Source organism: Deltaproteobacteria bacterium, from assembly GCA_020848905.1.
Taxonomy (GTDB): Bacteria; Myxococcota_A; Polyangia.
In genome coordinates this window covers 221,298-246,675 of sequence record JADLHG010000004.1, presented here as the reverse complement: position 1 = coordinate 246,675, position 25,378 = coordinate 221,298, and the positions used below count along the sequence as shown (strand labels likewise).

21 protein-coding genes are annotated in these 25,378 nt (G+C 70.2%); 8 read left to right on the top strand and 13 right to left on the bottom strand.

The genetic code is table 11. From position 1 onward, the window contains the following. Positions 1-13 precede the first annotated feature (13 nt). On the top strand, positions 14-1,570 hold the full coding sequence (locus IT371_01795; GenBank protein MCC6746360.1) for a PEGA domain-containing protein: 1,557 nt from the start codon (positions 14-16) through the stop codon (positions 1,568-1,570). 26 nt (positions 1,571-1,596) lie between these two features. Here IT371_01795 and IT371_01790 read toward each other — a convergent pair whose 3' ends face one another. Continuing rightward, the gene (locus IT371_01790) at positions 1,597-3,123 is read right to left on the bottom strand and encodes a protein kinase (protein ID MCC6746359.1); all 1,527 of its coding nucleotides are present in this window, start codon (positions 3,121-3,123) and stop codon (positions 1,597-1,599) included. 120 nt (positions 3,124-3,243) lie between these two features. Here IT371_01790 and IT371_01785 point away from each other — a divergent pair, with 120 nt between their 5' ends. From IT371_01785 to aceE, 5 genes are all read left to right on the top strand, one after another. Continuing rightward, positions 3,244-4,347: an MlaE family lipid ABC transporter permease subunit gene (locus IT371_01785; protein MCC6746358.1), complete on the top strand. Its 1,104-nt coding sequence runs from the start codon at positions 3,244-3,246 to the stop codon at positions 4,345-4,347. Further along, the gene (locus tag IT371_01780) at positions 4,347-5,180 is read left to right on the top strand and encodes an ATP-binding cassette domain-containing protein (protein ID MCC6746357.1); all 834 of its coding nucleotides are present in this window, start codon (positions 4,347-4,349) and stop codon (positions 5,178-5,180) included. The genes IT371_01785 and IT371_01780 overlap by 1 nt, the downstream gene beginning before the upstream one ends. Beyond that, a complete protein-coding gene (locus IT371_01775) occupies positions 5,177-6,196 on the top strand; it encodes an MCE family protein (protein MCC6746356.1) in 1,020 nt (339 codons plus the stop codon). Before IT371_01780 ends, IT371_01775 begins: the two co-directional genes overlap by 4 nt. Beyond that, the gene (locus tag IT371_01770; GenBank protein MCC6746355.1) at positions 6,193-6,786 is read left to right on the top strand and encodes a membrane integrity-associated transporter subunit PqiC; all 594 of its coding nucleotides are present in this window, start codon (positions 6,193-6,195) and stop codon (positions 6,784-6,786) included. Before IT371_01775 ends, IT371_01770 begins: the two co-directional genes overlap by 4 nt. Before the next feature lie 126 nt (positions 6,787-6,912). Further along, the gene (gene aceE, locus IT371_01765) at positions 6,913-9,585 is read left to right on the top strand and encodes a pyruvate dehydrogenase (acetyl-transferring), homodimeric type (GenBank protein ID MCC6746354.1); all 2,673 of its coding nucleotides are present in this window, start codon (positions 6,913-6,915) and stop codon (positions 9,583-9,585) included. A gap of 53 nt (positions 9,586-9,638) precedes the next feature. On the opposite strand, the gene IT371_01760 is transcribed toward aceE, so the two are convergent. The 11 genes from IT371_01760 to IT371_01710 all read right to left on the bottom strand — a co-directional run bounded on the left by IT371_01760 (position 9,639) and on the right by IT371_01710 (position 22,783). Then, positions 9,639-9,929 (bottom strand): 4Fe-4S binding protein, encoded by a 291-nt coding sequence (locus IT371_01760; GenBank protein ID MCC6746353.1) that lies wholly within the window; start codon positions 9,927-9,929, stop codon positions 9,639-9,641. A gap of 89 nt (positions 9,930-10,018) precedes the next feature. Further along, positions 10,019-11,053: a 2-oxoacid:ferredoxin oxidoreductase subunit beta gene (locus tag IT371_01755; protein MCC6746352.1), complete on the bottom strand. Its 1,035-nt coding sequence runs from the start codon at positions 11,051-11,053 to the stop codon at positions 10,019-10,021. A gap of 10 nt (positions 11,054-11,063) precedes the next feature. Beyond that, positions 11,064-12,923 carry a 2-oxoacid:acceptor oxidoreductase subunit alpha gene (locus IT371_01750; GenBank protein ID MCC6746351.1) on the bottom strand — a complete coding sequence of 620 codons (1,860 nt, stop codon included), beginning with the start codon at positions 12,921-12,923 and terminating at the stop codon, positions 11,064-11,066. A 54-nt stretch (positions 12,924-12,977) separates the two neighbouring features. Continuing rightward, positions 12,978-13,652, bottom strand: a complete 675-nt coding sequence (locus tag IT371_01745) for a hypothetical protein (protein MCC6746350.1) — start codon at positions 13,650-13,652, stop codon at positions 12,978-12,980. A gap of 6 nt (positions 13,653-13,658) precedes the next feature. Further along, positions 13,659-15,074, bottom strand: a complete 1,416-nt coding sequence (lpdA, locus tag IT371_01740) for a dihydrolipoyl dehydrogenase (GenBank protein ID MCC6746349.1) — start codon at positions 15,072-15,074, stop codon at positions 13,659-13,661. 54 nt (positions 15,075-15,128) lie between these two features. Then, entirely contained in the window at positions 15,129-16,550 is a 1,422-nt protein-coding gene (locus IT371_01735) for a 2-oxo acid dehydrogenase subunit E2 (GenBank protein ID MCC6746348.1), read from the bottom strand. 32 nt (positions 16,551-16,582) lie between these two features. Then, positions 16,583-17,563, bottom strand: a complete 981-nt coding sequence (locus IT371_01730; GenBank protein ID MCC6746347.1) for an alpha-ketoacid dehydrogenase subunit beta — start codon at positions 17,561-17,563, stop codon at positions 16,583-16,585. Continuing rightward, positions 17,556-18,653, bottom strand: coding sequence for a pyruvate dehydrogenase (acetyl-transferring) E1 component subunit alpha (gene pdhA, locus IT371_01725; GenBank protein ID MCC6746346.1), 1,098 nt, complete (start codon positions 18,651-18,653; stop codon positions 17,556-17,558). The genes IT371_01730 and pdhA overlap by 8 nt, the downstream gene beginning before the upstream one ends. 173 nt (positions 18,654-18,826) lie before the next feature. Then, entirely contained in the window at positions 18,827-19,426 is a 600-nt protein-coding gene (locus tag IT371_01720; GenBank protein ID MCC6746345.1) for a hypothetical protein, read from the bottom strand. 122 nt (positions 19,427-19,548) lie between these two features. Beyond that, positions 19,549-21,717: a zinc-ribbon domain-containing protein gene (locus IT371_01715; GenBank protein ID MCC6746344.1), complete on the bottom strand. Its 2,169-nt coding sequence runs from the start codon at positions 21,715-21,717 to the stop codon at positions 19,549-19,551. 106 nt (positions 21,718-21,823) lie between these two features. Continuing rightward, on the bottom strand, positions 21,824-22,783 hold the full coding sequence (locus IT371_01710) for a hypothetical protein (protein MCC6746343.1): 960 nt from the start codon (positions 22,781-22,783) through the stop codon (positions 21,824-21,826). A gap of 175 nt (positions 22,784-22,958) precedes the next feature. Here IT371_01710 and IT371_01705 point away from each other — a divergent pair, with 175 nt between their 5' ends. Continuing rightward, positions 22,959-23,207 (top strand): acyl carrier protein, encoded by a 249-nt coding sequence (locus IT371_01705; protein MCC6746342.1) that lies wholly within the window; start codon positions 22,959-22,961, stop codon positions 23,205-23,207. Here IT371_01705 and IT371_01700 read toward each other — a convergent pair. Then, complete coding sequence (locus tag IT371_01700; GenBank protein ID MCC6746341.1) at positions 23,167-24,042, bottom strand: hypothetical protein; 876 nt, start codon at positions 24,040-24,042, stop codon at positions 23,167-23,169. The genes IT371_01705 and IT371_01700 overlap by 41 nt on opposite strands. A gap of 176 nt (positions 24,043-24,218) precedes the next feature. Here IT371_01700 and IT371_01695 point away from each other — a divergent pair, with 176 nt between their 5' ends. After that, positions 24,219-25,373 carry a hypothetical protein gene (locus tag IT371_01695; GenBank protein ID MCC6746340.1) on the top strand — a complete coding sequence of 385 codons (1,155 nt, stop codon included), beginning with the start codon at positions 24,219-24,221 and terminating at the stop codon, positions 25,371-25,373. The last annotated feature ends 5 nt before the right edge of the window (positions 25,374-25,378 follow it).

The window sequence follows — 25,378 nt, the reverse complement described above, 5'->3', positions numbered from 1 at the left end:
TGCCGGTAAGGCCATGAACGCACGCACCCTCGTCCGAACCTCGAAGATGGCGCTCCTCGTCGGCCTGCTGCTCGTGCCGCGTTTCGCCTCCGCCGCGCCAGCCGCCAAGTCCGTCCTGAACCGCGGCAACCAGCTCTTCGCCGCCGGAAACTACGCCGGCGCCTACGAGGCCTTCAAGGAAGGGCACCAGCTCAGTCCGAGCCCGGTCTTCCTCCGCAGCATGGCCTTCTCGCTGCTGAAGCTGCTGCGGCACGAGGAGGCCCGCGCGCTCCTGCAGCAATACCTGAAGAAGTATCCGACCGCGAAGGACCGCGAAAAGCTCGCCTCGACGGTGGCCGGGCTCGAGGTCGTGGTTCAAACAAAGGTGCAGGTGGACTCGACCCCTCCCGGCGCCGAGCTCTTTTTCGACACCGAGGCCGCAGGGCGGGTGGGAACGACCCCCTACCGCGGAACCATCGAACCCGGGAAGCACCTCGTCATCCTCCGCGCGCGCGGCTACCGCACCACCGTCCGCCCCTTCTCGATCCAGCCCCGGCAGGCCGTGAGCCTCAAGCTCGGCCTGGAGGTTCCGCTCGCCGTGCGCTCGACGCCGTCGGGGGCCACGGTCCACCTCGGCTCTCCCGACGCCCCGCCCCTCGGGAAGACGCCGCTCGACGCGGGTCTACCACTCGGGGCGCACACGCTGCACGTCAAGCATCCCGGCTACCGCACCCTCACCCGCTCGGTGACTGCGTCGACCGCTGGCCCCGTCCGCCTGGACGCCGCCCTGACGCTCGGCCTGCGAGTCGAGAGCCTCCCCTCGGGGGCCACGGTGGAGCTCGACGGACGCGCGACGTCGCAGGTGACCCCCACCGAGCTCGACGCGACGCCCGGCTCCCACCGCGTCATCTTGAGGCTCGAGGGCTACCGCGACTTCACCGCCGAGGTGCAGGTCGCCCCCGGACGCGACGCGGCCGTCCGGGCGCAGCTGCAGGGCGGGCTGCTCACCATGCGGACCGATCGAGAGGGCGCGGAGGTGCTGGTCGGTGACCGAAGCATCGGACGCACGCCGCTCGTGCAGGCCAGCGTCCCCCTCGGACGTCAACCGGTGCGCGTCCGGCACCCGGACCGCCGCGCCTTCCGCACGGCGCTCGACTTCACCGACGCGGAACACCTGTCTGCCGACGTGAGGCTAGGTCGAGGGAGCTGGCCGGTCTGGACCGCCGCGGGGCTCGCCGTCGCCAGTCTCATCGTGGGCACCGTCACGGGGGTGGTCGCCATGAACAGGCGCAACACCGCCAACGAGAGCACCCTCTACGGCCTCGATGGAGCGAGCGCCGGCACCGGCTGGTGTAACGAGAACGGCACCCCGCGAACGGGCCTGAAGTCCCCAGGCGGCGCGACAGTGACCGCGGGAGACTGCGGCTACGGCTTTCACCACCTCTCCACGGCCACCTTCATCGGCGCGGGAGTGGCCGCCGCCTTCGGCCTGACCTACTACCTCATCTTCGTGCGGCCGAGAGAGCGGGTCACGCGCCTGCCGCGCGGCACCGCGGCAGCCCAGGCGTCGACGCCCTCCCTCGCGCGGTAGTGGGCGGTCGTGGATCGGGCGGACGCTCAGGAACGCGGGACCGCCAGCGCGCTGCGGCAGCGCTCGAGGCGGCGGTACAGCTTGCGCGCGGCGGTGGTCGTCACGGCCCCCTGCACGTCGTCGAGCTCGGCGTACAGCCGTCGGTAGTGGACGGCCAGTTGCTGCTCCTTGGCCTTGAGGCGGTCCCGGTAGCCCTGTAGCTCGAGATTCAGTGCGGCGAAGCGCTCCCGACGCTGGCGCTCGAGCGCCGCGAGGCTGCGCTCCAGCTCGGCCAGCTGGAAGTCGAGGTCGCGAACGTCCGCCTCACCGAGGCCTCGCTCGAGCTGGTCGTTGCGCAGGAGGTTCAGGTCGATGATCGCGTAGCGCAGGGCGGATTCGCGCTCTCTGAGCTCGCGCCGGATGTCCTCGAAGCGATTCTCCGTGAGCTCCCCTTGCGCCGCCAACGCGGTCGCATCCTCCCGGTCGCGCTTGATCGCCTCCACCGCCGAGGCGATCTCGTCGCTGACGGCCCCCTGCGACACCACGAGCTCCGCCAGCTCGACGATCGTGTCGTAGAAGAGCCGTCGCAGACGCGCCGCCGACTCGGGCAACGGCTCCTCCATCTGCGCTAGCTCGGGAGGCACCTCCCACCGTCCGGTGACCTCGTCGTCGAAGGGGAGGCTCTCCTCGCGCGGGAGGAGCGCCTGCAGGTCGCGCTTCGCCTCCTCGACGGTCTTGTAGCGATCGCCGGGATCCTTCTCGAGACAGCGCAGGATGATCGCGTCGATCGCCCCGGGGAGATCCTCCCCGCCGCTCCGCCGCGACGGCGGCACCGGGTCGCGCGAACGGTGCGCCAGCATCACCTCTTCCGGGTCCCCCACGAAGGGCGGCTCTCCGACGAGCACGCGGTACGCCACCGCCCCGAAGGCGTAGATGTCGGCCCGGCCGTCCACCATCCCCCCGGAGAGCTGCTCGGGCGACAGGTAGTCGAAGGAGCCGTAGAAGGTGAGCTGAGCGAGCGGGTCGTCGGCGTGGGTCGGTCCGGCGAGCGCCGGGACGAGCAGGAAGTCGTGTACCCGCACGAGCTCCACCCCTCGCGCCTGCTCGACCAGGAGGATGTTGTTCGGCTTGAGGTCGCCGTGCAGGACGCGGAGTCGATGCGCCGCCTCGAGCGCGTCGGCGAGCTGCACCAGGATCGGAATGGCGCGCGGCAGGGGGAAGCGCCCGTCGCGCTCGAGCGCCTTGGTGAGCTGGATCCCGCGCACGAAGTCCATCGTCAGGTAGGCCCGCCCGTCGGGGAGCTGGCCGTAGTCCACCAGCGAGACGACGCTCGGGTGCTCGACCATGCTGGCATCCCGCACCATGTGGCGGAGCCGTCGCTGGGCCGCGTCGTCCTTCGTCAGAGCCGGCCGCAGGACCTTCACCGCGAACCGGCGCGCCAGCACGCTGTGCACCGCCGCGTACACCACCCCCAGCCGGCCGCTCCCCAGCCGCTTCGTGAGCGTCAAACGCTGTTCGAGCTGGACCGTCGGTCCGGCGGGAGCCTTGGGCGCTGGTACGACGTCTTCGGACATGGACACGGTGACGACCGACGAGGTTCGACCTACCGATGCTACCGTAGCTCTCGCCCCCAGGGCAATCTCCGGCCAGGGACGATTTGACAAGCCGCGCCGCCCGACGCTAGCTTTCGAGGCGTGCCCGTCGACATTCAACACCTCGCCGAGGAGGGCCAGCACCGCCTTCTGCTCAGCGGCGCGTTGGACGAGGCCGCCGTAGCCCCGCTCATGCAGGCCCTGAAGCCTCTGTTTCGGCACCGCACCACGCTCGTTCTCGACCTCTCGCGCGTCGACAGGGCGGATGCGCTCGGCCTCGCAGCACTCGCCGAGTGCCTCGTGATGGCCGGCAAGCACGGCTGCCTGCTCCGCGGCGAAGGTGCGCAGGGGACCCTCCGCGAGCAGCTCGCCGAAGCCCCCGCCCCGGGTCTGGCGGCCGCGGACGTGCAGCCCAAGCCGCCGCTCGTCGAGCGCCTGGGCGCGTCGACGCAGACGGCTCTCGAGGCCATGACGGCACTCACCCAGCTCCTCGCGGACACGGCCTACTGGGGGATCGTGGCCCCCCTGCGCGGCCGCTTCCCTCCGCGAGGCGCCACCGCGCTCCAGGCCATCCGTATCGGCGTCGACGCCCTGCCGATCGTGAGCCTCATCGCCTTTCTCCTCGGTCTCATCATGGCTTTCCAGGCCGCGCACCAGCTACGGCAGTTCGGCGCCAACATCTTCGTGGCGAACCTCGTGGGCATCGCGATCGTGCGCGAGCTCGGTCCGATCATGACCGCCATCATCATCGCCGGTCGCAGCGGCTCCTCTATAGCCGCCGAGCTCGGCACGATGACCGTCGGCGAGGAGATCGACGCTCTGCGCATCATGGGGATCGAGCCGATCCGCTTCCTCGTCGTCCCCCGCATCTACGCCATCACCTTCACCCAGCCGGCCCTCACCCTCTTCGCCAACGCGGTGGGCGTCTTCGGCGGCTTTCTCATCGCCGTGCTCTACCTGGACCTGAGCGCGCACGCCTACATCAACCAGACCATCGAGGCCCTCACCCTCTCCGACCTCTTCACCGGGCTCGCGAAGAGCTTCTGCTTCGCCTGGGTCACGGCGCTCATCGGCTGCCACTGCGGGCTGCGCATCACCGGCGGGGCGGAGGGGGTCGGTCGCGCCACCACGGCCTCGGTCGTGGCGAGCATCTTCGCCATCATCGTGGTGGACAGCATCTTCACCACGCTCTCCACGGTGCTCTAGTGGCCGCACGCATCGCCACGCCGCTGGATCCGGCGCCCCCGAGCGACCCCGTGGTCGAGGTCACGAACCTCACCGCCGGCTACGGTGGGCCGCCGATCCTGACCGACGTCTCCTTCGTCGTCCCCCGCGGCAAGATCCTCGCCCTCATAGGCGGCAGCGGGTGCGGCAAGTCCACCGTCATTCGGTGTCTGGTGGGCCTGCTGCGCCCCATGACCGGGAGCGTGCGCCTCTTTGGCCACGACCCGCACGACGTGGACGAGGAGACCCGGATCCAGCTCCTCCGGCGCCTCGGCATGCTCTTTCAGGGAGGCGCTCTCCTCGGCTCCATCACCGTCGGGGACAACGTGGCGCTCCCGTTCCGCGAGCACACCACCCTGCCGGCGCCCCTCGTCTCGCGCATCGTGGAGGCCAAGCTCGCCCTGGTGGGCCTCCCCGGCGCCGCTTCCCTGATGCCGGCCCAGCTCTCCGGCGGCATGCGCAAGCGCGCCTCGCTCAGCCGGGCCATGGCCCTCGACCCGGAGCTCCTCCTCTGCGACGAGCCCTCGGCCGGCCTCGACCCCGTGGTGGCGGCCGGCATCGACGCCACCCTGCGGCGGCTCCAGCGGCAGCTCGGGATGACGATGATCGTCGTGACCCACGATCTGGCGAGCGTCATCCTGATCGCCGACTATGTAGTGATGCTGGACCGCGGACGGGTGTTGGCCCAGGGGAGCGTGGCCGAGCTGCAGGCGAGCAGCCTCCCTGCGGTGCAGAACTTCTTCAATCGCGAGGCTCCCTCCGGCGACACGGCCAAGGGACCTAGCCTGCTCGAGGCGCTGGAGCGCACCCCATGACCACCCGCGCCCAGAAGGTCCGCCTCGGCATCTTCATGATCCTGGCCCTCTTCCTGCTGCTAGGCACGGTGGGGACCCTGGCCGGCCTCAAGCTCTGGAACCGCAAGGACCGCTACTTCGTCCACTTCCAGGAGTCCGTCAGCGGCCTCGACAACGGCTCCACGGTCAAGATGAAGGGCGTGCCCGTCGGCCAGGTGGAGAAGATCAGCATCGGCGCCGACGCCGACTCGGTGATCGTGACGCTGTCTCTGGCCCCGAACACCCCCATCACCGCCGGAACGCGCGCCACGATCACCTCCATCGGCATCACGGGCCTCAAGTTCGTCGAGCTCACAGGCGGCTCCACGGGCGAGCAGCCCATCCAGCCCAACACGCCGCGCTCGTACATCCGCTCCGAGGTCTCCACGCTCCAGAGCCTGACCGGCAAGGCCACCGACCTCGCGACCAAGATGGAGGAGACGCTCCTCAACCTCACCCGCCTCACCGACGCCCCTACGCGCCAGAAGGTGGGCCAGGCGCTGGTGAGCGCCGACCGCCTGGCCAGCGCGTGGGCCAAGCTCGCCGAGGAGAACGACGAGCGGGTGAAGCGCGTCCTGGTCCACGTCGAGCGCACGATGGCCGCGGTCTCCAAGATCACCACGCAAAACGTGGACTCGGTGCGCTCCGCGATCCAGGCCACCGACACCGCCGCGCGCGCGCTCAGCCGCGCCGCGCAGAACTTCAAGCCCGACGTCACGCTCGACGAGTTCACCAAGGCCGCGAAGGCGGTGCGCAAGCGGGTCGAGGACCCGGCGATCACGAAGACGCTCGCGTCCCTCAGCGACGCGGCGACCCGCATCTCGGCCGTCACGGCGGACCTCGGCAAGATCGTGCGTCGCCGCGACCGCCAGATCGGCACGATCATCGAAAACCTGGATCGCGCGTCGGCGAACCTGAAGTCCTTCACCCGCGCCATCGCCGACCGCCCCTCGCTGCTGCTGCGGGGTGAAACGGTCAAGGAGCGGACCATCCCGTGACCCCCCTTCGGCCTGCGTCCGTCGTCACCCTCGGCCTGCTCTGTCTCGGCGGCTGCTTCGGCTCTCCCGCCAAGGAGGAGTTCTTCTACTTCCTCTCGGGACCCACCGGCCTGATCGACAAGGGGACGGGCCCCCGCCTCGCGGTGGCCGACTTCGTGGTGGCTCCCGGCTACGATACGGCGAAGCTCGCCTACCGCACGAACGCGAACGAGCTGCGCTACTACCAGTCGCGCCAGTGGATCTCCGAGCCGGGGCGCATGATCACCGACCTCGTGATCCGCCACCTGCGGGCCACGCGGCGCTTCGCCGAGGTCGGCCCGGCCGAGAAGGTCCGCGACCCGCAGGCGCTCCTCGACGGCACGGTCGAAGCCCTCGAAGAGGTGGACCACGAGACGAGCTGGTACGGCCGCCTGGCCATGACTCTGCGTCTGCGCGGCGAGGAGAAGGAACAGGTCCTGCTTCGCCACGCCTTCGACCAGCAGCGCCGTTGCGTTCGACGACATCCCGTCGAAGTGGCCCGCACCGCGAGCGAAATCCTGGAAGAGGAGCTTCGACGCCTCGCTCCACGCCTGGCCCACGCAGTGCATTAGCTCCCCCGGCGTTCTGCGCCACCCCGTTCCCCCGGCCCCCCGACACGTGCTGTGCTATATCCGCGCTGCGGTCGCGATTGCGCCGCCCCCTCGCCGTCGATGCCATCGTTCGCGGAGGAACGCGCCATGCGAATGGACCTCAGCACCACCCAGCACGACACCGATCCCACCGAGACGCAGGAGTGGATGGACTCCTTCGACGCGCTCGTCGAGCAGCACGGCATGGAGCGCGCCCACTTCATCCTCACGGGCCTCCTGCGGCGCGCGCAGGTGAGCCGCATGCGTCTGCCGGCCCTCGTGCAGACCCCGTACGTGAACACCATCCCCCCCGAGGCCGAGCCCGCCTACCCCGGCGACGAGGCGATCGAGCTGCGCATCCGGCGCTACATCCGGTGGAACGCCGTGGCGATGGTCATGCGCGCCAACGAGCGGTTCCCCGGAATCGGCGGGCACCTCTCCACCTACGCCTCGGCCGCCACCCTGTACGAGGTGGGCTTCAACCACTTCTTTCGCGGAAGCGAGGGCGGACTCGGCGACCAGGTCTACTTCCAGGGGCACTCCTCCCCCGGCATCTACGCCCGAGCGTTTCTCGAGGGGCGACTGACCGAAGCGCAGATGGAGCACTTCCGACGCGAGGTGGTCCCCGGCACAGGGCTGTCGAGCTACCCGCACCCGCGCCTGATGCGCGACTTCTGGCAGTTCCCGACGGTGTCCATGGGGCTCGGCCCCCTCTCGGCCATCTACCAGGCGCGCTTCAACCGCTACCTCACCCACCGCGGCCTGCTCGACGCCTCGGCGGCACGCGTCTGGGCTTTCCTCGGGGACGGCGAGTGCGACGAGCCCGAAGCCCTCGGGGCTCTGCACGTGGCGGCCAACGAGAAGCTCTCGAACCTCATCTTCGTGGTCAACTGCAACCTCCAGCGCCTCGACGGGCCCGTGCGCGGCAACGGGAAGATCATCCAGGACCTCGAGGCCACCTTCAACGGCGCCGGCTGGCGCGTGATCAAGGTGGTCTGGGGACGCCAATGGGATCCGCTCCTCGCGGCGGACCACGACGGCCTGCTCGTACGCCGCATGGGCGAGGTGGTGGACGGCCAGTTCCAGAAGTACTCGGTCATGGACGGCGGCTACGTCCGCAAGCACTTCTTCGGCGCGGACCCGAAGCTCCTCGCCCTCGTGGAGCACCTCACCGACGATGACCTCGCCAAGCTCCGGCGCGGCGGTCACGACTTCCGCAAGGTCTACGCCGCGTATCACGACGCCTGCCAGGCGGTCGAACGTCCGACGGTGATTCTGGCCAAGACCGTGAAGGGCTGGACGCTCGGAGAGAGCACGGAGGCGCGCAACGTCACCCATCAGTCGAAGAAGCTTCCGCTCAAGGAGCTCGCGATCTTTCGCGACCGCCTGAACCTGGACATCCCCGACAAGCAGCTCCTCGACCCGCCGTTCGTGCGCTTCAAGGAGAAGAGCCCCGAGTACGAATACCTGGTCGAGCGGCGACGCGCCCTCGGGGGCTTCCTCCCGCAGCGTCGCGCCGTCTCCAAGCCGCTCGCCGTCCCGCCTCTCGACACCTTCGCGCGCTACCTCGAGGGGAGCGGCGACCAGGAGGTCTCCACCACGGCGGCCTTCACGCGCCTGCTCGCGCAGCTCCTCGTGCACCCCGAGCTCGGCCGGCGCATCGTGCCGATCACGCCCGACGAGGCCCGGACCTTCGGCCTCGACGCGCTCTTCCGCAAACACGGCATCTACTCGTCGAAGGGCCAGCTCTACGAGCCGGTGGACGCGCACCTTCTGCTCAGCTACCGCGAGGCGAAGGACGGCCAGGTGCTCGAAGAGGGGATCAGCGAGGCGGGGTCGATGGCGAGCTTCATCGCCGCGGGGACCTCGTATTCCAACCTCGGCGAGCCGCTCATTCCGTTTTACATCTTTTACAGCATGTTCGGCTTTCAGCGGACGGGCGACCAGATCTGGGCCGCCGGCGACCAGCTCTGTCGCGGCTTTCTGCTCGGCGCCACCGCCGGTCGCACGACCCTGAACGGCGAGGGGCTGCAGCACGCGGACGGCCACAGCCAGCTGCTCGCCTCGGTCTACCCGCACGTGCACGCCTACGACCCGGCCTTCGCCTACGAGATCGCGGTCATCGTCCAGCACGGCCTCGAGCGCCTCTGCCGCCACGAGGAGAACCGGATCTACTACCTGACCCTGCAGAACGAGGGCTACCTCATGCCGCCGATGCCCGAGGGGGCGACGCAGGGGATCCTGGACGGCATGTACCTCTACCGGCCCTCGCCCGAGCCCGCTCCTTTGCGCGCCCAGCTCCTTGGCAGCGGGAGCATCCTGCGCGAGGCGCTCCGGGCGCAGAAGCTCCTGCTCGAACGCTATCAGGTCGCGGCGGACGTCTGGAGCGTGACGAGCTACGGCGAGCTACGGCGCGAGGCGCTGGCGGTCGAGCGGTGGAACCTGACCAACCCGACCGCCCCCGCGCGCGTGCCGCTCGTGACGCGCGCGCTCGGCGAGCGGACAGGGCCCACGATCGCGGCCAGCGACTACGTGCGGAGTGTCCCGGACCAGGTGGCGCGCTGGGTCCCCGGCGGGCTCACCTCCCTCGGGACGGACGGGTTCGGTCGCTCCGACACGCGGGCCGCGCTGCGGCGCTTCTTCGAGATTGACGCGGAGTGGATCACCCTCGTGACCCTGAAGCGCCTCGCGGAGGCGGGGCAGCTCGACCGCGCTATCGTAGCGCGAGCCTTCGGTGAGCTGAACGTCGATCCGACTGGCGCCGACCCGTTCCTCGCCTGAGCTGGGGAGATACTGCGCGGGGGCGCCGGAGGAGAGAGAGGCCGACGCCGGGGTCAGGCCTTCGGCTTGCGCTTGTCCACGGCCGCGCGAGCGGCGGGCTTGTCCTTGTACCAGAGCCCTTCGATCCCCTTATACTCCTTCTGGTCCTCGGGCGTGTCCTCCTCGGCCCAGATCGCCGAGACGGGGCACGCGGGCTCGCAGGCGCCGCAGTCGATGCACTCGTCGGGATCGATGAAGAGCTTGCGGTCGACGCCTTCCTCGTAGTGGATGCAATCCACGGGGCAGACCTCGACGCACGCGGTATCCATCACATCGACGCAGGGATCGCCAATGATGTACGTCATTTCTTCTCGCCTCCTCAGGTGTGTGTGGGAGAGCCTCGTTGGACGGGGCGACTCGGGTTCATATCACAAAAGTACTGCGCGTTCGAAGTCTACGGCACGCGATTGGCGTCCTTCGCCTTGACCTCCCACACGTCCCCTTCCCGAAACAACTGCCCCAGCTCGCCCGCCCCGCGTCGCTCGACGGCGCGCTGGATCTGGTCGGTCATCATATCCTCGTAGGTCGGCCGCTCGACGGCGCGGAAGACGCCCACCGGCACGGGGAAATCGGGGTGCGTCATGCGGTCGAGCAGCATGCCGAGGGTCGGATCGTGCAGCGCCTCGTTGTGCACCAGGAGATCGCTCTCCGTGATGCCGTTGCCGAGGGTCACCACCTCGGGGGTGAAGCCGTTCAGCCGGATCCCCTTGTCCCGCTTCGCCCCGAAGACCAGCGGCTTGCCGTGGACGAGCTGCACGGTGTGCTCGGGGCGCTGCTCCTTCGTGGCGAAGCCGTCGAAGGCTCCGTCGTTGAAGATGACGCAGTTCTGGTAGACCTCCACGAAGGAGGTTCCCTTGTGGCGCGCGGCCCGCTCGAGCACCTGCTGCATGTGCTTCACGTCCGCGTCGACCGAACGCGCGACGAAGCTGGCCTCCGCCGCCAACGCCACCGAGAGCGGGCGGATCGGGAAGTCGATGTTCCCGAGCGGGGAGGTCTTGGTCTTCTTGCCAAACTCCGAGGTCGGCGAGTACTGCCCCTTCGTCAGCCCGTAGATCTGGTTGTTGAAGAGGACGATCGTGAGGTCGATGTTCCGCCGCATCACGTGGAGCAGGTGATTTCCGCCGATCGAGAGCCCGTCGCCGTCTCCGGTGATGACCCAGATCGAGAGCTCGGGGCGCGAGGCCTTGAGCCCGCTCGCCAGCGTCGGGGCTCGCCCGTGGATGCTGTGAAAGCCGTAGGTCTCCATGTAGTACGGGAAGCGGCTCGAACAGCCGATCCCCGAGATGAAGACGATGTTCTCCTTCGGGATGCCGAGGTCCGGCAGGACCTTCTGGACCTGAGCGAGAATGGAGTAGTCCCCGCAGCCAGGGCACCAACGTACCTCTTGCGCGGAAGCGAAGTCTTTTCTGGTCAGCGCAGGTGCAGCCATGACGCGCTCCTTAGTTGTTGGGTCGGCAGAGCTCGGCGATCTTCTCGTAGACCTCGAGGCTGCGGAAAGGCTGCCCCGCGACCTTGTTCAGGCCGATCGCGTCCACCAGGTACCGGGCTCGCAGAAGGAAGAGAAGCTGGCCGAGGTTCAGCTCGGGGACCAGCACGCGACGGTAGCGCTTGACCACCTCGCCCAGGTTGGCAGGCATCGGATGGATGTATCGCACATGGGCGTGCGCCACGCGGAAGCCATCCCGCTGCGCGCTCTGCACGGCCGTCCGCACGGCTCCGTAGGTTCCGCCCCAGGAAATGACGAGGACGTCCCCCTCCGACGGACCGAAGACCGGCTGCTCGGGGATGTCGGCGGCGATCCGCGCGACCTTCTCGGCGCGCAGTTTCACCATCAGGTCGTGGTTCGCCGCGTCGTAGCAGACCATGCCCGTGACGTTGGCCTTCTCGAGTCCGCCGAGCCGGTGCTCGAGGCCCGGCGTCCCCGGAATGCCCCACGGGCGCGCGAGCGTCTTCTCGTCCCGCGCGTACGGCTTGAACGTGGCCGGGTCCGTCGGGAACTCCACCGGGAAGCGCGGCAGCGACTCGAGGTCCGGAATCCTCCAGGGCTCGGAGCCGTTCCCGAGGTACCCGTCGGAGAGGTAGATCACCGGTGTCATGTGGCGGATCGCGATGCGCGCCGCCTCGATCGCCATGTGGAAGCAGTCGCCCGGCGAACAGGGGGCCACCACCGCCACGGGCGACTCGCCGTTGCGCCCGAACATGGCCTGCAGCAGGTCGGACTGCTCGGTCTTCGTCGGCAAGCCCGTGCTCGGGCCCGCCCGCTGCACGTTCACGATCACCAGCGGAAGCTCGGTCATGACCGCGAGGCCGATCGCCTCGCCCTTGAGCGCCAGCCCCGGCCCGCTCGTGCCCGTCAGGCCGAGCGCACCGCCGTAGGCCGCGCCGATGGCGGTGCCGATCCCGGCGATCTCGTCCTCGGCCTGGAAGGTGCGCACGCCGAAGTTCTTGTAGCGGGCGAGGTCCTGCAGGATCTCGCTCGCCGGCGTGATCGGGTAGCTGCCGTAGAAGAGCGGACGCCCGCAGAGCTGCGACGCCGCGACGAAGCCGAGGGCCGTCGCCGCGTTGCCCGTGATGTTCCGATACATCCCCGGCTCGAGGCGCGCCGGCGGCACGCGGAAGCTGGCCGGGAACATCTCGGCCGTCTCGGCGAAGGCATGACCCGCCTTGAGCGTGGTCTTGTTGGCCTCGCGGACCTGCGGCTTCCCCTCGAACTTTTCCTCGATGGTGCGGAGCGTCGCCTCGAGGGGCCGGTCGTAGAGCCAGAACATCAGGCCGAGCGCGAAGAAGTTCTTGCAGCGATCGATCTCGTTCGCGGTGAGGCCCGAATCGGCCAGGGCCCGCGCGTTGGCCGAGGTGATCGGCACGCGATGGACGCGATAGCCGGAGAGGCCGTCGTCGTCGAGCGGGTTCTTGTCGTAGCCCGCCTTCCTCAGGTTCGTCGCGTTGAACTCGTCGTCGTTGACGATGATCGTCGCGCCGTGGGGCAGGTCTGGAAGGTTGACCTTCAACGCCGCGGGGTTCATCGCCACCAGCACGTCTGGCTGATCACCCGGCGTGAAGATGTCCTCGCTCGCGAAGCTGAGCTGAAAGGCGCTCACGCCCGGCAGCGAGCCCTGCGGCGCGCGGATCTCCGCGGGGTAGTCCGGCAACGTGCTCACGTCGTTGCCGAGCACGGCGGACGCGTTCGTGAACTGTGTGCCGACGAGCTGCATGCCGTCGCCGGAGTCTCCGGCGAAGCGAATGGTGACGCGATCGACTTCCTTACGCTCGACCGGCCGGCCGGCGGGTGCAGATGACATGGTGTGCTTCACTCCCTTGGCTGCGCAGGAAGCATACCAGCACTATCAGCCGGCTCAAGCAAGCCCCGGGCCTCGCGCGCACGCCTTTTTTTCGCCCTCGCCCGCAAGCTCCGACACCGAGGGGACGGCGAGGGTCCCGCGGAGCGCGTGCACCAGGGCCGGCGCGCTCTCCAGACCCGGCAGCGCGATGCGCCCTACGAACTCGGCGTGGCCGCGGCCGGCCCGATAGCCCGGCTCCCGCGGCGGGTGGCGCAGGTACCGTCCGAGCAGGCTCGGCTCGGGGTTCACGAGCAGCGTGGCCGAGTAGTAGAGCAGCCCGCGCGCCCGGTAGATACAGGCGCCCGAGATCTTCCGGTCCCCGAGGACGAGGTCCGAGACGCCGGCGCACCCGACTTCACCTAGCCCGAGCCGCCGGAGCCCGTCCATGAGCCACGCGGAGAGAGAGCGCATGTAGGTGGCGCTGCTCCCGTAGCCCTCGAGCGGCAGCACGGTGGAGACGATCGCGTTGCCCGGGTCCACGACCACCGAACAGCCGCCGCCGCGTCGGCGGAGCACCGGGATCCCGTCGGCGCGACAGGCCGCGAGGTCCAGCTCCAGCTCGGGTCGGCTGCCGCGCCCGAGCACCACCACGGTCTGGTCCAGCGTGTAGATCTTGAGCTGCGCGGGCGCCCCGCCCTGCACCGCCGCGAGGAGCTCGTCGTCGAAGGCGTACTCGCCGATGCCGTCCACGCGGCGCTACTTCTTGTCGGGCAGGACGTGCACGGGCATCCCCTCGGCCACCTCGGCCGCCTCCATGATCAGCTCGGAGAGCGTCGGGTGGGGGTGGATCGTGGCCGTGAGGTCCTCGAGGGTCGCCCCCATCTCGAGCGCCAGCGTCCCCTCGGCGATCAGCTCCGAGGCGTGCGGCCCGACGAGCCCGACCCCGAGGACCAGCCCCGAGTCGGGGTCCGAGATCACCTTCGCCAGACCGTCGGTGCGCCCCATGGTGCGGGCCCGGCCGAGGGCCGTGAGCGGGAAGCGCCCCACCTTGATCGGAATGCCGCGCGCCACCGCCTCGCGTTCCGTGAGCCCCGTCCAGGCCACCTCCGGATCGGTGAAGACCACCGCCGGGATGGAGACGTTGTCGAAGGCGGCCGGCCGCCCGGCGATGACCTCGGCGGCCACCTTCCCCTCGCGGCTGGCCTTGTGAGCGAGCCCGGGGCCCGCCACGATGTCGCCGATGGCGAAGATGTGCGGCACCGCGGTGCGGAGCTCCTCGGTGACCTCGATGAGGCCCCCCGGCCCCGCCTTCAGCCCCGCCTTCTCCAGGCCCAGGTCGTCGGTATTGGGCTTGCGCCCCACGGCCACCAGCACCTGATCGAACTCCTCCTGGCGGGTCTGCCCCTCGTGCTCGAAGCCCACCACGAAGCCCCCCGCGCCCCGCTCCATCCCCACGACCTTGGTCTGCAGGAGCACGGCCTGGAACTTGCGGCGCGCGCTGCGAGCCACCACGTTCACCAGATCGTGGTCGGCACCGCTCAGGAGGTCGGGCAAGAGCTCCACCACGGTCACCTTCGCACCGAGACCCGCGTAGACGAAGCCGAGCTCGAGGCCGATGTAGCCGCCCCCCACGACGAGGAGCCGCTCGGGCACCTCGGGCAGGGTCAGGGCGGTGGTGGAGGTCCAGACCGGCAGGTCGCGCGCGGGGGGAAAGGGAGCCACGCGCGAGCCCGTGGCCAGGATGCAGTGGCGGAAGTCGATCCCCGCCACCTCCGAGCCCTCGATGGAGAGCGCGTTCGGGCCCTCCAGGCGCGCGTGCCCGTGTACCACCTCGATGCCGCGCTTCTTGAGCAGCCCGTCGATCCCCTTCGTGAGCCCGTCCACGACCGACTCGGTGAAGGAGCGGAGACCCGCGAGGTCGATGCGCACCCCCTCGACGTGGATCCCCATCTTCTTCCCCTCGCGCGCCGCCGCCGCCAGCTCCACCGCGGTGATCAGCGCCTTGGATGGGATGCACCCCTCGATCAGGCAGACGCCCCCGAGACGCGGGCGCTGCTCGACGAGCAGCACCTCCCGCCCGAGGTCCGCGGCCCGGATCGCAGCGACGTAGCCGCCGGGTCCCCCTCCCACCACCACCACGTCCGTCTGCTGGCGCAAGCTGCCCATGACCATCTCTTTGTCCTCCGCTGAGCTCGCCGACCTAAAGGATGCTGGCCAGAACCGCGCCTACCCCTCGACCAGGAGCGCGCTGGGATCCGAAAGCTGCCTGACCACCGCGGTCACGAAGCGCGCGGCGTCCGCCCCGTCGATGATGCGATGGTCGAAGGCCAGGGTCAGCGGCAGCATCTTCCGGATCACCACCTGTCCGTCGCGCGCCACCGGCTTGTCCTGCGCCATCCCCATGCCGAGAATCGCCACCTCGGGGTAGTTGATCGTCGGGATCATGCCCGTCCCGCCCAGACTCCCGACGTTCGTGACGGTGAACGTGCCACCGCGGAGCTCGCCCACCTCCAGCTTGCCGGCGCGCGCGCGCTCCGACAGGTCGGCGAGCTCGGCCGAGATCCTGAGGATGCTCTTCTGATCGGCGCGATGGAGCACGGGGACCACGAGCCCCTTCTCGGTGTCCGCGGCGAAGCCCAGGTTGTAGTAGCGCTTGTAGACGATCTCCTGCGTGAAGGGATCCACGCTCGCGTTGAACTTCGGGAAGGCCCGAAGCTGCGAGATGACCGCCTTGAAGACGAAGGGCAAGAAGGTGAGACGCGCGCCGGGCTGTCCCTCGCGCCGGGTGCGTTCGCGCCGACGGAAGGCGTCGAGCTCGGTCACGTCGGCCTCGTCCATGTGCGCCACGTGCGGCACGAGGATCATCGAGGTGACCATCTTGTGGGCCACCTTGCGGCGGATCGAGCGCATCGGCTCGCGCTCCACTTCGCCCCACTGCGTGAAGTCCGGCAGCGGCTCCACCTCGAGGAACGGGATCCCCCCCGCGCCGCCGCCCGTCACCATCGGAGCCTCGGCCGCGGGTGCCGCGGCTGCGGTGGGGCGCGTCTCGCCCGCCGCGGGGAGGGTCCCCGACAGCTCGGCGAAGCGCTGCACGTCCTCGGAGGTCACGCGTCCGCCGGGGCCGCTCGCCGGCACGCTCCGGAGCTCCACCCCCAGCTCGCGTGCGAGGCGGCGCGTGGCCGGGGCCGCGGGGATCGGCCCCTCGCGGAGCGGCGCGGGAGCCGGTGGGCTCGGGGCGGCGGCTGCCGGGGCCGGACGCGGCGCGGGCGCGACGGCGACGGGCGTAGCCCGCACGGCGGGGGCAGGCTTCGGCTGCGCGGCAGGTTGCGCGGCAGGTTGCGCGGGGGCCGCGGCGGGGGGTGCGGCCGTGACCTGCGGCACCGGTGCGCGCGTGGCCGAGGCCGCGCTCGTCCCGTTGTCCTCGATGACCACTAGCACCGCACCGACGGAGATCGTCTCACCGACCTGCCCGGTCCGGCGGAGAACCTTGCCCCCCTTGGGGGAGGGGATCGTCACGGCCGCCTTGTCGGTCTCGACCTCCACCAGCGGATCGTCGGCCTTGATCTGGTCTCCCTCGGAAACGTACCAGTGGAGGATCTCTCCTTCGTGCACGCCTTCGCCGAGGTCTGGAAGCTTGAATTCGAACACCGGATCCTCCTGAGCAGCCAGCGAGAGCGCTTCTAGAAGTCGAGCGTCGCCTCGAGCGCGCGGCGAATGCGGCCGGCGCTGGGCATGTAGAGCAGCTCGCGCTGAAAGTACGGGGTAATCACATCGTAGTGGGTCACCCGACCGACGGGCGCCTCGAGCGACAGGAACGCCTCGTCGTTGATCCGGGCCACGATCTCCGACGAGACACCGAAGGAGCGGGGCGCCTCCTGCACGACCACGCACCGGCCGGTCTTCTTCACCGACGCGACGATCGTCCGCGCGTCGAGCGGCGAGATGGTGAGCAGGTCGATGACCTCGACGCTGACTCCGCGGCTCTGCTCGACCTCGTCGACGGCCTTCAAGACCGGAGGCATCATCGCGCCCCAGCCGACCACCGTGAGCTGCGTGCCGGCGCGCACGACCTGCGCCCGCCCGAGCTCCAGCACCTCCTCGACCTCGGGGACCTCCTCGCGGAAGGCCCGGTAGGAGTGCTTCGGCTCCATGAAGATCACCGGGTCGGGATCCCGGATCGCGGCCACGAGCAGCGCGCGGGCGTTGCGCGGCCCCGACGGGATCACGACCTTCAGCCCGGGCACCGTGGCGAAGGTCTGCTCGCGGCTCTCCGAGTGGTGCTCGAGGGCCCGCACGCCGCCGCCGTAGGGCATGCGCACCACCATCGGCACGGTGAACTGGCCCTGCGTGCGGTTCCGATAGCGCGCGGCGTTCCCCTCGAGCTGCCCCATGGCCAGGAAGGCAAAGCCGTCGAACTGCATCTCCGCCACCGGGCGCAGGCCCGCGAGCGCCATGCCGATCGCCGTCCCCACGATCCCCGACTCGGCGAGCGGCGTGTCGATGACGCGCTCCGCGCCGAACTTCTGATAGAGCCCGGCGGTGACGCGGAAGACGCCTTCATTGCGGCCGACGTCCTGGCCGAGCACCAGCACCGACGGATCGCGCTCCATCTCCTGCAGCAGCGCCAGGTTGATGGCCTGGACCATGGTCATCTTAGCCATGGGAGGCCTCCCCCGCCGCGCGATGCACCTCGGCCAGAAACTCGGCGCGCTGCGCCTCGAGGTCGTCCGTCGGCTGCGCGAAGACGTGGTCGAAGGCCGCGTCGGGCTTGATCGGGTAGGGCTCCTCCAGGGCCGCCACCGCCTCTTCCACCGCACGCCGCGCCTTGGCCTCGAGACCACCCTGCAGGTCGTCGTTCCAGATCCCGCGCCGCTCGAGCAAGGTCTTCAGCCGCGCGAGCGGGTCTTTCTTCCACTCCTCGGCTACCTCGTCCTCGGGGCGGTAGCGCTTCGGGTCGTCCGCCGTGGTGTGCATCATCAGGCGATAGGTGATCGCCTCGATCAGCGTCGGGCCGCCACCCGCCCGCGCCCGCTCGAGCGCCGCGTTCGTGGCCTTGTAGACGGCCAGCACGTCGTTGCCGTCCACCTGGATCCCCTCGAAGCCGAAGGCGATGGCCTTCTGCGCGATCGTCTCGGCCCGCGTCTGCGCCTCGCGCGGCAGGGAGATGGCCCACTGGTTGTTCATGCAGACGAAGACCACCGGCGCCTGCCACACCCCCGCGAAGTTCATGGCCTCGAGCACGTCCCCCTCGGAGCTCGCGCCGTCCCCGAAGTAGGTCACGACGGCGGCCGGCTCGCGGCGGAGCCTCGTCGCGTAGGCCACGCCGACCGCGTGGAGGGCCTGCGAGCCGACGATGGCGGCGATGGGCAGGTTTCGCCCCTTCTCGGGGAGGGTGTTCCCCTCCTCGTAGCCGTTCCAGTAGCGCATGTACTGCAGGAGCGGGTACCCCCGCATCAGCATCGCCCCGAGCTCGCGGTAGGACGGCACGAACCAGTCCTGCTCGCGCATGGCGAAGGCCACGCCGCACACGGCGGCTTCTTGCCCGGTGGAGAGGGGGAAGGTGCCCATCCGCCCCTGGCGCTGGAGCTTGAGCATGCGCTGGTCCGCCTCGCGAGCCAGCGTCATGGCCTCGTAGAGCTTCACGAGGTCGGCGTCGGGGAGCTTCGGGTCGAGCTTCTCGTCCACCCTCCCCTGCTCGTCCAGCACCTGCAGGTGCGAGACGGCAAAGCGTGCAGCATCCTTGAGCGGCATGCATTCGTCCTCGGCGAGGGGTCTCTCCCCCGCGCTGCCGGTTTAGCTTCCGGGCGGCAAAAGGTCAACGGGCTCGACGCGGCGCTGCCCGTCGGACACAGAGTACGAGCGTGGAGGGGGACGGGCTACGGTGCGGAGGGCGGAAACCGACGTGGTCGTGACCGGTCGCCGAACTAGAAGATCACGCCGCCGCCGAAGGAGAGGTTGTAGCGCGCCTGGAACGGGAAGTCGCCCGCGAAGAAGTCCAGCTCGAAGGGCCGGAAGAACACGATCCCGCGATTCATGATCACCAGCTTGCCCTCGAAGCCGAACCCGAAGTTGAAGCCCGCAGCGGCCGAGCCCCCGGCACCAGCGAGCGCGAACGCAATGTGGGCCGTCGGAGCGAGGTAGACCCCGAGGTCCCGCACGATCTGGAAGTCCCAGGTGAACTTGGGGCCCACCTGAAAGCCGAAGAAACCCGATCCAAACGACTCGGCCAAGATACCGCCGATCGCCGGGCCGTCGGACTTGCCGGAGAAGTGGTACCCGAACTCCTCGGAGAGCCGAAACTGGCTGCCCGAGAAGGAGGTCATTCCGATGGCCCCGCCCATGCCGAAGAAGCCCCACATCGGGCGCGTGCCCGCCTGGAGCGCGGGCGGAATGGCCTCCGCGCGAGTCGGAACGAGCGCCAGCAGGGAAGCGAGCGCCGCGGCGCCGAGCAGCCCGGTGCGCATCCGACGGGCAGAGCGCTTCGTGGACGGAGAAACCGATTGAGAGCGGAGAGCGGTGAGCATCCTTTCCTCCTTGGAAGTCAGCGGCGGACAGCGATCGCCCGTGGAACCCAGGCCTTTAGCCTTTCACCCCGCAGCGTGTCAACACCGACCGTACGGCGAGGCGGGACAAGCGGGCAACTTCTTCACCGGAGGACGTAGGGATAGCGCAGCGTGACGGTGGGGTTCGCGAAGCGCGGGAAGCGCGCGGCCTCCTTGGCCGCCTCGAGGACGCACCCCCCGGCCTCCGTACCGGCCAGGTCGCCGAGGACCTCCCCCTGCACGATGCGTCCCGTCGACCCCGAGATGGTGACCTTCAAGATCACCTGGCCCGGCTGCTTGTGCTTCTCGTGGCAGCGCTTGACCGCCTTCTCCGCCTTGGCCATCCCGGTCGCGATCTGCGCGCGAGAGAGGGTTCGCGCGAGCTCTCCCGGGCGAGGAGCCTTAGCCTCCGCGGTCCCGGCCGCGTCCCCCTCCCCCGCGGCCAGCGACGGTTTCGCGGCGGGAGGCGTCTCGGCGCTCTCTCCGTCGGCTACTCCGCCCCCCTTCTCCGCCGCCTCGCTCGCCTTCTTGAGCAGACGCTGGAGCCGCGTTTGCGAATCCTCCTTCTGAATCGTGCTGCGGCCGCTCGGTCGCGCGCCCCCCTTCGCGGGCACCGCGGCAAGCGCGCGATCCGGCCCGCGGGCGAGATCGGCTGGGGCTGCGTCCACGACCACGACGGCAGGGCGAACTGCCTCCGAAGCGGGACGGCCCGCGTCGGGAGCCGAGGCGCTCGCCCCCGCGTCGGCCGCGCGCGAGGGGGCAGCCGTACCCGCGGCCCCGGTCCCCGGGTCGCGCGGAGGCACGGTGGGGCCTCCCGATCGGACCTCCACGGAACCCGACGCGCCGTCGGCCCGCCCGAGCAGCACCTGCAGCGCCCGCGGCTGCATCAGATAGATCGCGAGCACCAGGCCCCCGGCCCCCAGCATCGCGCCGCCGAAGGCCACGCCGACGAGCCGTCCCCACCCCTCGCCGAGTCCACGTCCCGCTGCGGGGCCGACCAGCACGGGGGGCGGCGCAGCGAGAGCCTTCGCGGACGCGGGAGCCTCCTCCCCCGCCGCAGCCAGCGCGCTCGCACGAGCGACCTCCCCCTCGCGGGCCACGGCGTCGATGGCCGACGGGATCTCCTCGGCCTCCTTCTTCGGCGCCGCCGCCGGCTTCTTGTACATGTTGGCCAGGTGCGGCAGCGAGAAGAGCACCGAGCTCTCGTTGCGCTCGCCCTTCAGCAGCTTGTCGCGCGAGGGGTCGCCACGCGAGGGGTCACCACGCGAGGGGTCACCACGCGAGGGGTCGCCACGCGAGGGGTCACCACGCGAGGGGTCACCACGCGTCGCACCCGAGGACGGGGGCCGCTCCTCGGCCACCGCAGCGCGCGGTCCGCCACGCGAGGGGTCGCGCCTCCGCGCAGCTTGCGGTTCGCTCGCCGCACGCTCGGCAGCCAGGGCTGCGGGCACCGACTCCTCGATCGTGGCCTTGTCCATCCCCACGTCGAGCGCGTCCCCGAACAGCCCCCCCGGCCGCCCTTGCGCCACGACCTCGTCGCGCACCCCCGGCTCGGAGAAGACTGCGGCTCCCGGATACCAGTTCGGCGAGACCGCCGTCGGGACCCCCGTACCTCCCGCGTCGGCTGCCGGTCGCACCTCGTCCCGAGCGGGCTCGTCCTCGGAGGCATCGTCATCCGCGCTGGCCTGGGCGACGCCCTCGGCCGGGTCGGCCCAGCCGGTATCGATCCCCGCGGGCCACCCGCCCTCCAGCTTGACGGCCTCCTCCCGCCGGTTCTCGTCGGGCTGAAGAATGGCCGTGGCGGCGTCGGTGTCGGGCAGCGCCTCGGCTGGCGCTGGTGCAGGAGCCGGTGCCGGCTCGTCGATCCGGGGGAGCGAGCCGCTCGGACGCGAGGCCCTCGGCGGCTCGGCGATCGTCCCGCCCGCGAGGTCGCTGAACTCCTCGATGCGACGGAGCCGCTCCCACTGCGTCAGGCTCGGATGCCAGGCGTAGGTGGTAAGCTGGACCTCCCCGCGCGCGAACCGGTCGCGCACCTCTTGCGCGGTGAAGGGACCCTTGCGCTCGCCCCCCACCGCGACGTACCAGCCCTTGCGCCCCCGGGCTACCGCAGCCCCGGCCGTGCTCCCCTCGGTAACCCGAACCTCGAACAGGTTCTGACAGGTCTTGCAGCGGATGCGCAGAAGCCTGCCGCGCACGCGCTCGCCGGGGAGGCTATACCGGGCACCGCAGCTCGTGCATTGAACCTTCACGGAGCCCGCGCCTTCGGTGGCCATCTTGCGCCTTCCTCGCCATGCTGGTGGAGCTGTTCGCTCCCGCCGCCCGGCCCGGAACCCCGCGAATTCCTCGCTCCAGGGCGCCGGGCGTTAACCCCTCTGCCGTCTATTTCACGAGGCGGCCGAGCGCCTCTTTCAGCCCCTCGTGGAGCGCCCGCACCGCCGGCTCGGGCCACTGCTCGCGGGGCTCGCGCACGAAGCTCGTCTTGTCCACGCGGTTGTCGAACCGCGCCAGCGGAATGTGGAAGACGCGGTCCCCCTTCTTTACCTCCACGGTGCCCGGCTTCGACGCCCGCGAGAGCAGGTACTCCATGTCGTCGCAGCCGTACTCGTTCAGCATGACCTCGATCGGCACCCCATGGTGCAGGATCGACCCGGGGTCGTTCGGATCCGTGCGCGCGGCGTTTTTGCGGCGGGACTCCTCGGGCGTGACCCAGATGTAGAGCGCCGCGGAGCGGGAGAGAATCTCCTCGGAGAGCACCGACAGCGAATAGCCGTAGCCGTACGGCGGCACGAGCGGGAGCGACGAGCCATCCGCGCCGCCTCGCGCGAACTCGATGACCACCGTGCGCTCCGCTCCCGGCGCGAGGACCTCCGGCTGGGTGTGGCGCACGACGTCCGCGGCCTCGCCTTCGAGTCGCTTCGCGAGCTCGGCCCGCACCCCCGCCTCGAGCCGGCTCAGCTTCGGCTGTCCCCCGACGCTCACCCGCGCGGCCTCCAGACGCTCCAGAAGCCAGGTCGCCCCGTGGCCGGGACGCATCGCGCCACCGTGCAGACGACGATAGTCCTCGTTGATGAGCGCGATCAGGGTCCCCCACTCGATGCCGTCCTGGAAGGGACGGTCGTCGGCCCAGAAGAAGATCCGCGGCTGCCCGAGCGCCACAAGCTCCTCGTCGATCCGCCGCATGAAGTGGACGTAGGGGAAGTCGTCGAGCTGGGCGGTCGGCGCGATGTGGAACTCGTCCCGACACTGCCTCTCGGTCAGACCGGCCAGGTAGCGGCGCACCTCGGATTTCCCCGAGGCCGGGAGCGCTAGGAGCAGCAGCGTGTCGATGAGCTGGGCCATCTGGATGAAGCCTCCGGCGGGCGCGGACCATAGCACAGCCCCGGTGGGCTGTCCCTCGGCGGGCGCACCGCCTCGCGCGCCATCGCCGATCTGGTCGTGATTTACATCATTTTTGCCGCTCGGGCGAGGGACACAAGATTGACAACACCCCTGGGTTTCCGTAGACGATTAGAAGATGGACATCGAACAGAGGCTCCGGCAGTACATCGTCGAGAACTTCATGTACTCGGGCGATGTAGGCCAACTGACCGCCGACTACCATCTGTTCGAGAACGGCGTCATCGATTCGACCGGGGTGCTCGAACTGGTCTCCTTCCTCGAGCAGGACTTCGGGGTGAAGGTCGAGGACAGCGAGCTCGTGCCGGAGAACTTCGCGACCGTGGCTAGCCTCGCCGCCTTCGTGGCGCGCAAGAGCGACGCCTGAGCCACCAGGCGAGCGCCCAGAGCGGCGTGAGCCCCTCCGTCGTCCCTCCCGTCGGCACTTCGCACGCGCAGCCCGCTCCGCCACCGCTCCCTCCATCGCCCCCTCCGGGCGAGGTCTCCGCACCCGCGTCGCGCCGGGGGCTGACGCCACCGTCCGGCACCGCGGCAGCCGCATCCCAGCCCGGCCCGGGACAGGCCTTCGGATAGCGTCCCGACGGGTCCGGCTCCCCGGTGGTCCCGCACTCGTAGTATTGGCCGGTGCCGCGCCAGCCGCAGCGACGGTTCAAAAAGCAGGAGACGCGGACCAGCCGCCCCTCGTCGCAGTAGTAGAGCGCCTCCTGGGCGCAGCAGCCCTCCAGGGGCACTCCGCGGCAGCCGCCCCCGTCGCCCGAGCTACCCGCGTCGGGGGCCCCCGGGACGCCTCCGTCCCCGAAACGGCACTCCCGCCCGAAGGTCCCCGTCGGGTCGGCGCCACCGCCCGTGTCGCAATCGTAGCCGTGCGTGCGCCACCCGCACGCCGGACGAGCGCGGCAGTCGAGTCGCCGCAGCCCGGCGGTCGCGCAATAGTAGAGCACGTTCCCGAGACAGCACCCCTCGGCGGGGACTACCCCGCAGCTTGCGGCCCCGGCGTCGGTACTCGCGTCGCTCCGCGCTCCGCCGTCGGTCCGCGTTCCGCCGTCGATGGACCGCGCCGCCCGGACCCATCGCGACCCGCCCGAAGACGGCGGTGCAACGTCGCCTCCGCAGGCCGCGAGACCCGCGACGACGAGCGCGAGGCCGCCGCCGATCTTCCGGCCTCGGCCGAGCTGCACCCGCGTGGCGCGTTGACGGTTCACCGCCCCATTGTGCGAGGCTGCGGTCCACGGCGTCAAAGGCAACCTGCGGGCACCACGCCCCCGGCCGCCTCCGGCACTGCGGGCACTGCCGTTGACAGCCGACACAACGTTGCCGATGCTCCGCCTCGACCGCCGCCGCAACGAGACGCACGCGGCCCCAACGAAAGGAACCGGCCATGCGCCACCGGGTGTTCCTCGCCCTCGCCCTGCTCGTCACGGGACCCGTCTCCGCGGCTCCGAGCTCGAAGCTCTGGAGCTTCGCGCCAGAGCAGGGCTTCGTGGACGACCCCACGGCCTTCTCGGCGAACGGAGAGCTCCTTGCGTACATCCACACCGACGCGGCCAAGTTCCTCCACCTGCTGGTGCTGGACCTCCGGACCCTCAAGCCGCGCGCCAAGATTGTCGTCAAGGACCCGACGCGCGTGCCCAAGCTCCTCGAATTCTCCCCCGACGGCACGCGGCTCCTCTTCGGCTGGATGGACAGCCACAAGGGGGCCCACGGCGCGATGCTCTTCGCCGTCGAGGACGCCAAGCTGGTGCGCGAGGTGGGACCCGCGGACACGCTCGAGCTCGCTGCCCTCGACGGCCGACCGGTGCTCTCCCTCGTCGCGACGAAGACCGGGGCGCAGGGCGACGCGACGGTCTCCGTGGCCGTGTACGACACCGCCGACCTGAAGAAGCTGCGAACGGCCCGGCTGAGTCTCCAGGCCGACCAGACGGTGCGCAAACCCCCCATGCGCCTGCTCTACTGGGAGGCGGGGCACCTCTCGCTCGTGGGGCTGGAGAAGGGCTCGTACGACCGCAAGAAGGACGTTCGGCTGCCGGACCGGGTGGTGCGCTTCGACCTGCTCGCGCAGAAGGTCGTCTCGAGCGACGCGTCCTCGGACCTGCTGGCGTGGACGAAGGCCGCCAACCTCCGAGGCGATCATCCGGGCCAGCACCGCTTCCTGCACGTGAGCGAGGACCTGAAGACGCTGCACGTGGTGGACCGCGAGAACACGTCCGCAGCAGTCTCGCCCCCCGTCGCCTGGCGCCTCTACGAACCCAAGTCTCTCGAGCAGAAGGAGTCCTGGGAGGGCAAGGCGCTTTTCTTCTCACTCACCATCGACCCGGTGAATCCCGACGCCGTGAAGCGCCAGAAGGCCGACCTCGAGCGCATGGACCTCTACCGCCTGGATCCGGGCCCCAAAGCCGTGCCCGTCGGACAGGTGCTCACGGAGAAACGCCGCTTCAGCTGGGCCATCGGTCCCAAGCACTTCTCCTACCTGCGCAAGCTGAAGGGGTTCGGCCGAGGGGGAAAGCAGCTCGAGCTCTACGGCCTGGGTCGCTGAGGCGA

Bases quoted from the DNA above. Each gene is read 5' to 3' on its own strand.
- IT371_01795 (MCC6746360.1), top strand. From the start codon at position 14: ATGAACGCACGCACCCTCGTCCGAACCTCGAAGATGGCGCTCCTCGTC.
- IT371_01790 (MCC6746359.1), bottom strand. From the start codon at position 3,123: ATGTCCGAAGACGTCGTACCAGCGCCCAAGGCTCCCGCCGGACCGACG.
- IT371_01775 (MCC6746356.1), top strand. From the start codon at position 5,177: ATGACCACCCGCGCCCAGAAGGTCCGCCTCGGCATCTTCATGATCCTG.
- aceE (MCC6746354.1), top strand. From the start codon at position 6,913: ATGCGAATGGACCTCAGCACCACCCAGCACGACACCGATCCCACCGAG.
- IT371_01760 (MCC6746353.1), bottom strand. From the start codon at position 9,929: ATGACGTACATCATTGGCGATCCCTGCGTCGATGTGATGGATACCGCG.
- IT371_01755 (MCC6746352.1), bottom strand. From the start codon at position 11,053: ATGGCTGCACCTGCGCTGACCAGAAAAGACTTCGCTTCCGCGCAAGAG.
- IT371_01750 (MCC6746351.1), bottom strand. From the start codon at position 12,923: ATGTCATCTGCACCCGCCGGCCGGCCGGTCGAGCGTAAGGAAGTCGAT.
- lpdA (MCC6746349.1), bottom strand. From the start codon at position 15,074: ATGGTCATGGGCAGCTTGCGCCAGCAGACGGACGTGGTGGTGGTGGGA.
- IT371_01730 (MCC6746347.1), bottom strand. From the start codon at position 17,563: ATGGCTAAGATGACCATGGTCCAGGCCATCAACCTGGCGCTGCTGCAG.
- pdhA (MCC6746346.1), bottom strand. From the start codon at position 18,653: ATGCCGCTCAAGGATGCTGCACGCTTTGCCGTCTCGCACCTGCAGGTG.
- IT371_01720 (MCC6746345.1), bottom strand. From the start codon at position 19,426: ATGCTCACCGCTCTCCGCTCTCAATCGGTTTCTCCGTCCACGAAGCGC.
- IT371_01715 (MCC6746344.1), bottom strand. From the start codon at position 21,717: ATGGCCACCGAAGGCGCGGGCTCCGTGAAGGTTCAATGCACGAGCTGC.
- IT371_01710 (MCC6746343.1), bottom strand. From the start codon at position 22,783: ATGGCCCAGCTCATCGACACGCTGCTGCTCCTAGCGCTCCCGGCCTCG.
- IT371_01705 (MCC6746342.1), top strand. From the start codon at position 22,959: ATGGACATCGAACAGAGGCTCCGGCAGTACATCGTCGAGAACTTCATG.
- IT371_01695 (MCC6746340.1), top strand. From the start codon at position 24,219: ATGCGCCACCGGGTGTTCCTCGCCCTCGCCCTGCTCGTCACGGGACCC.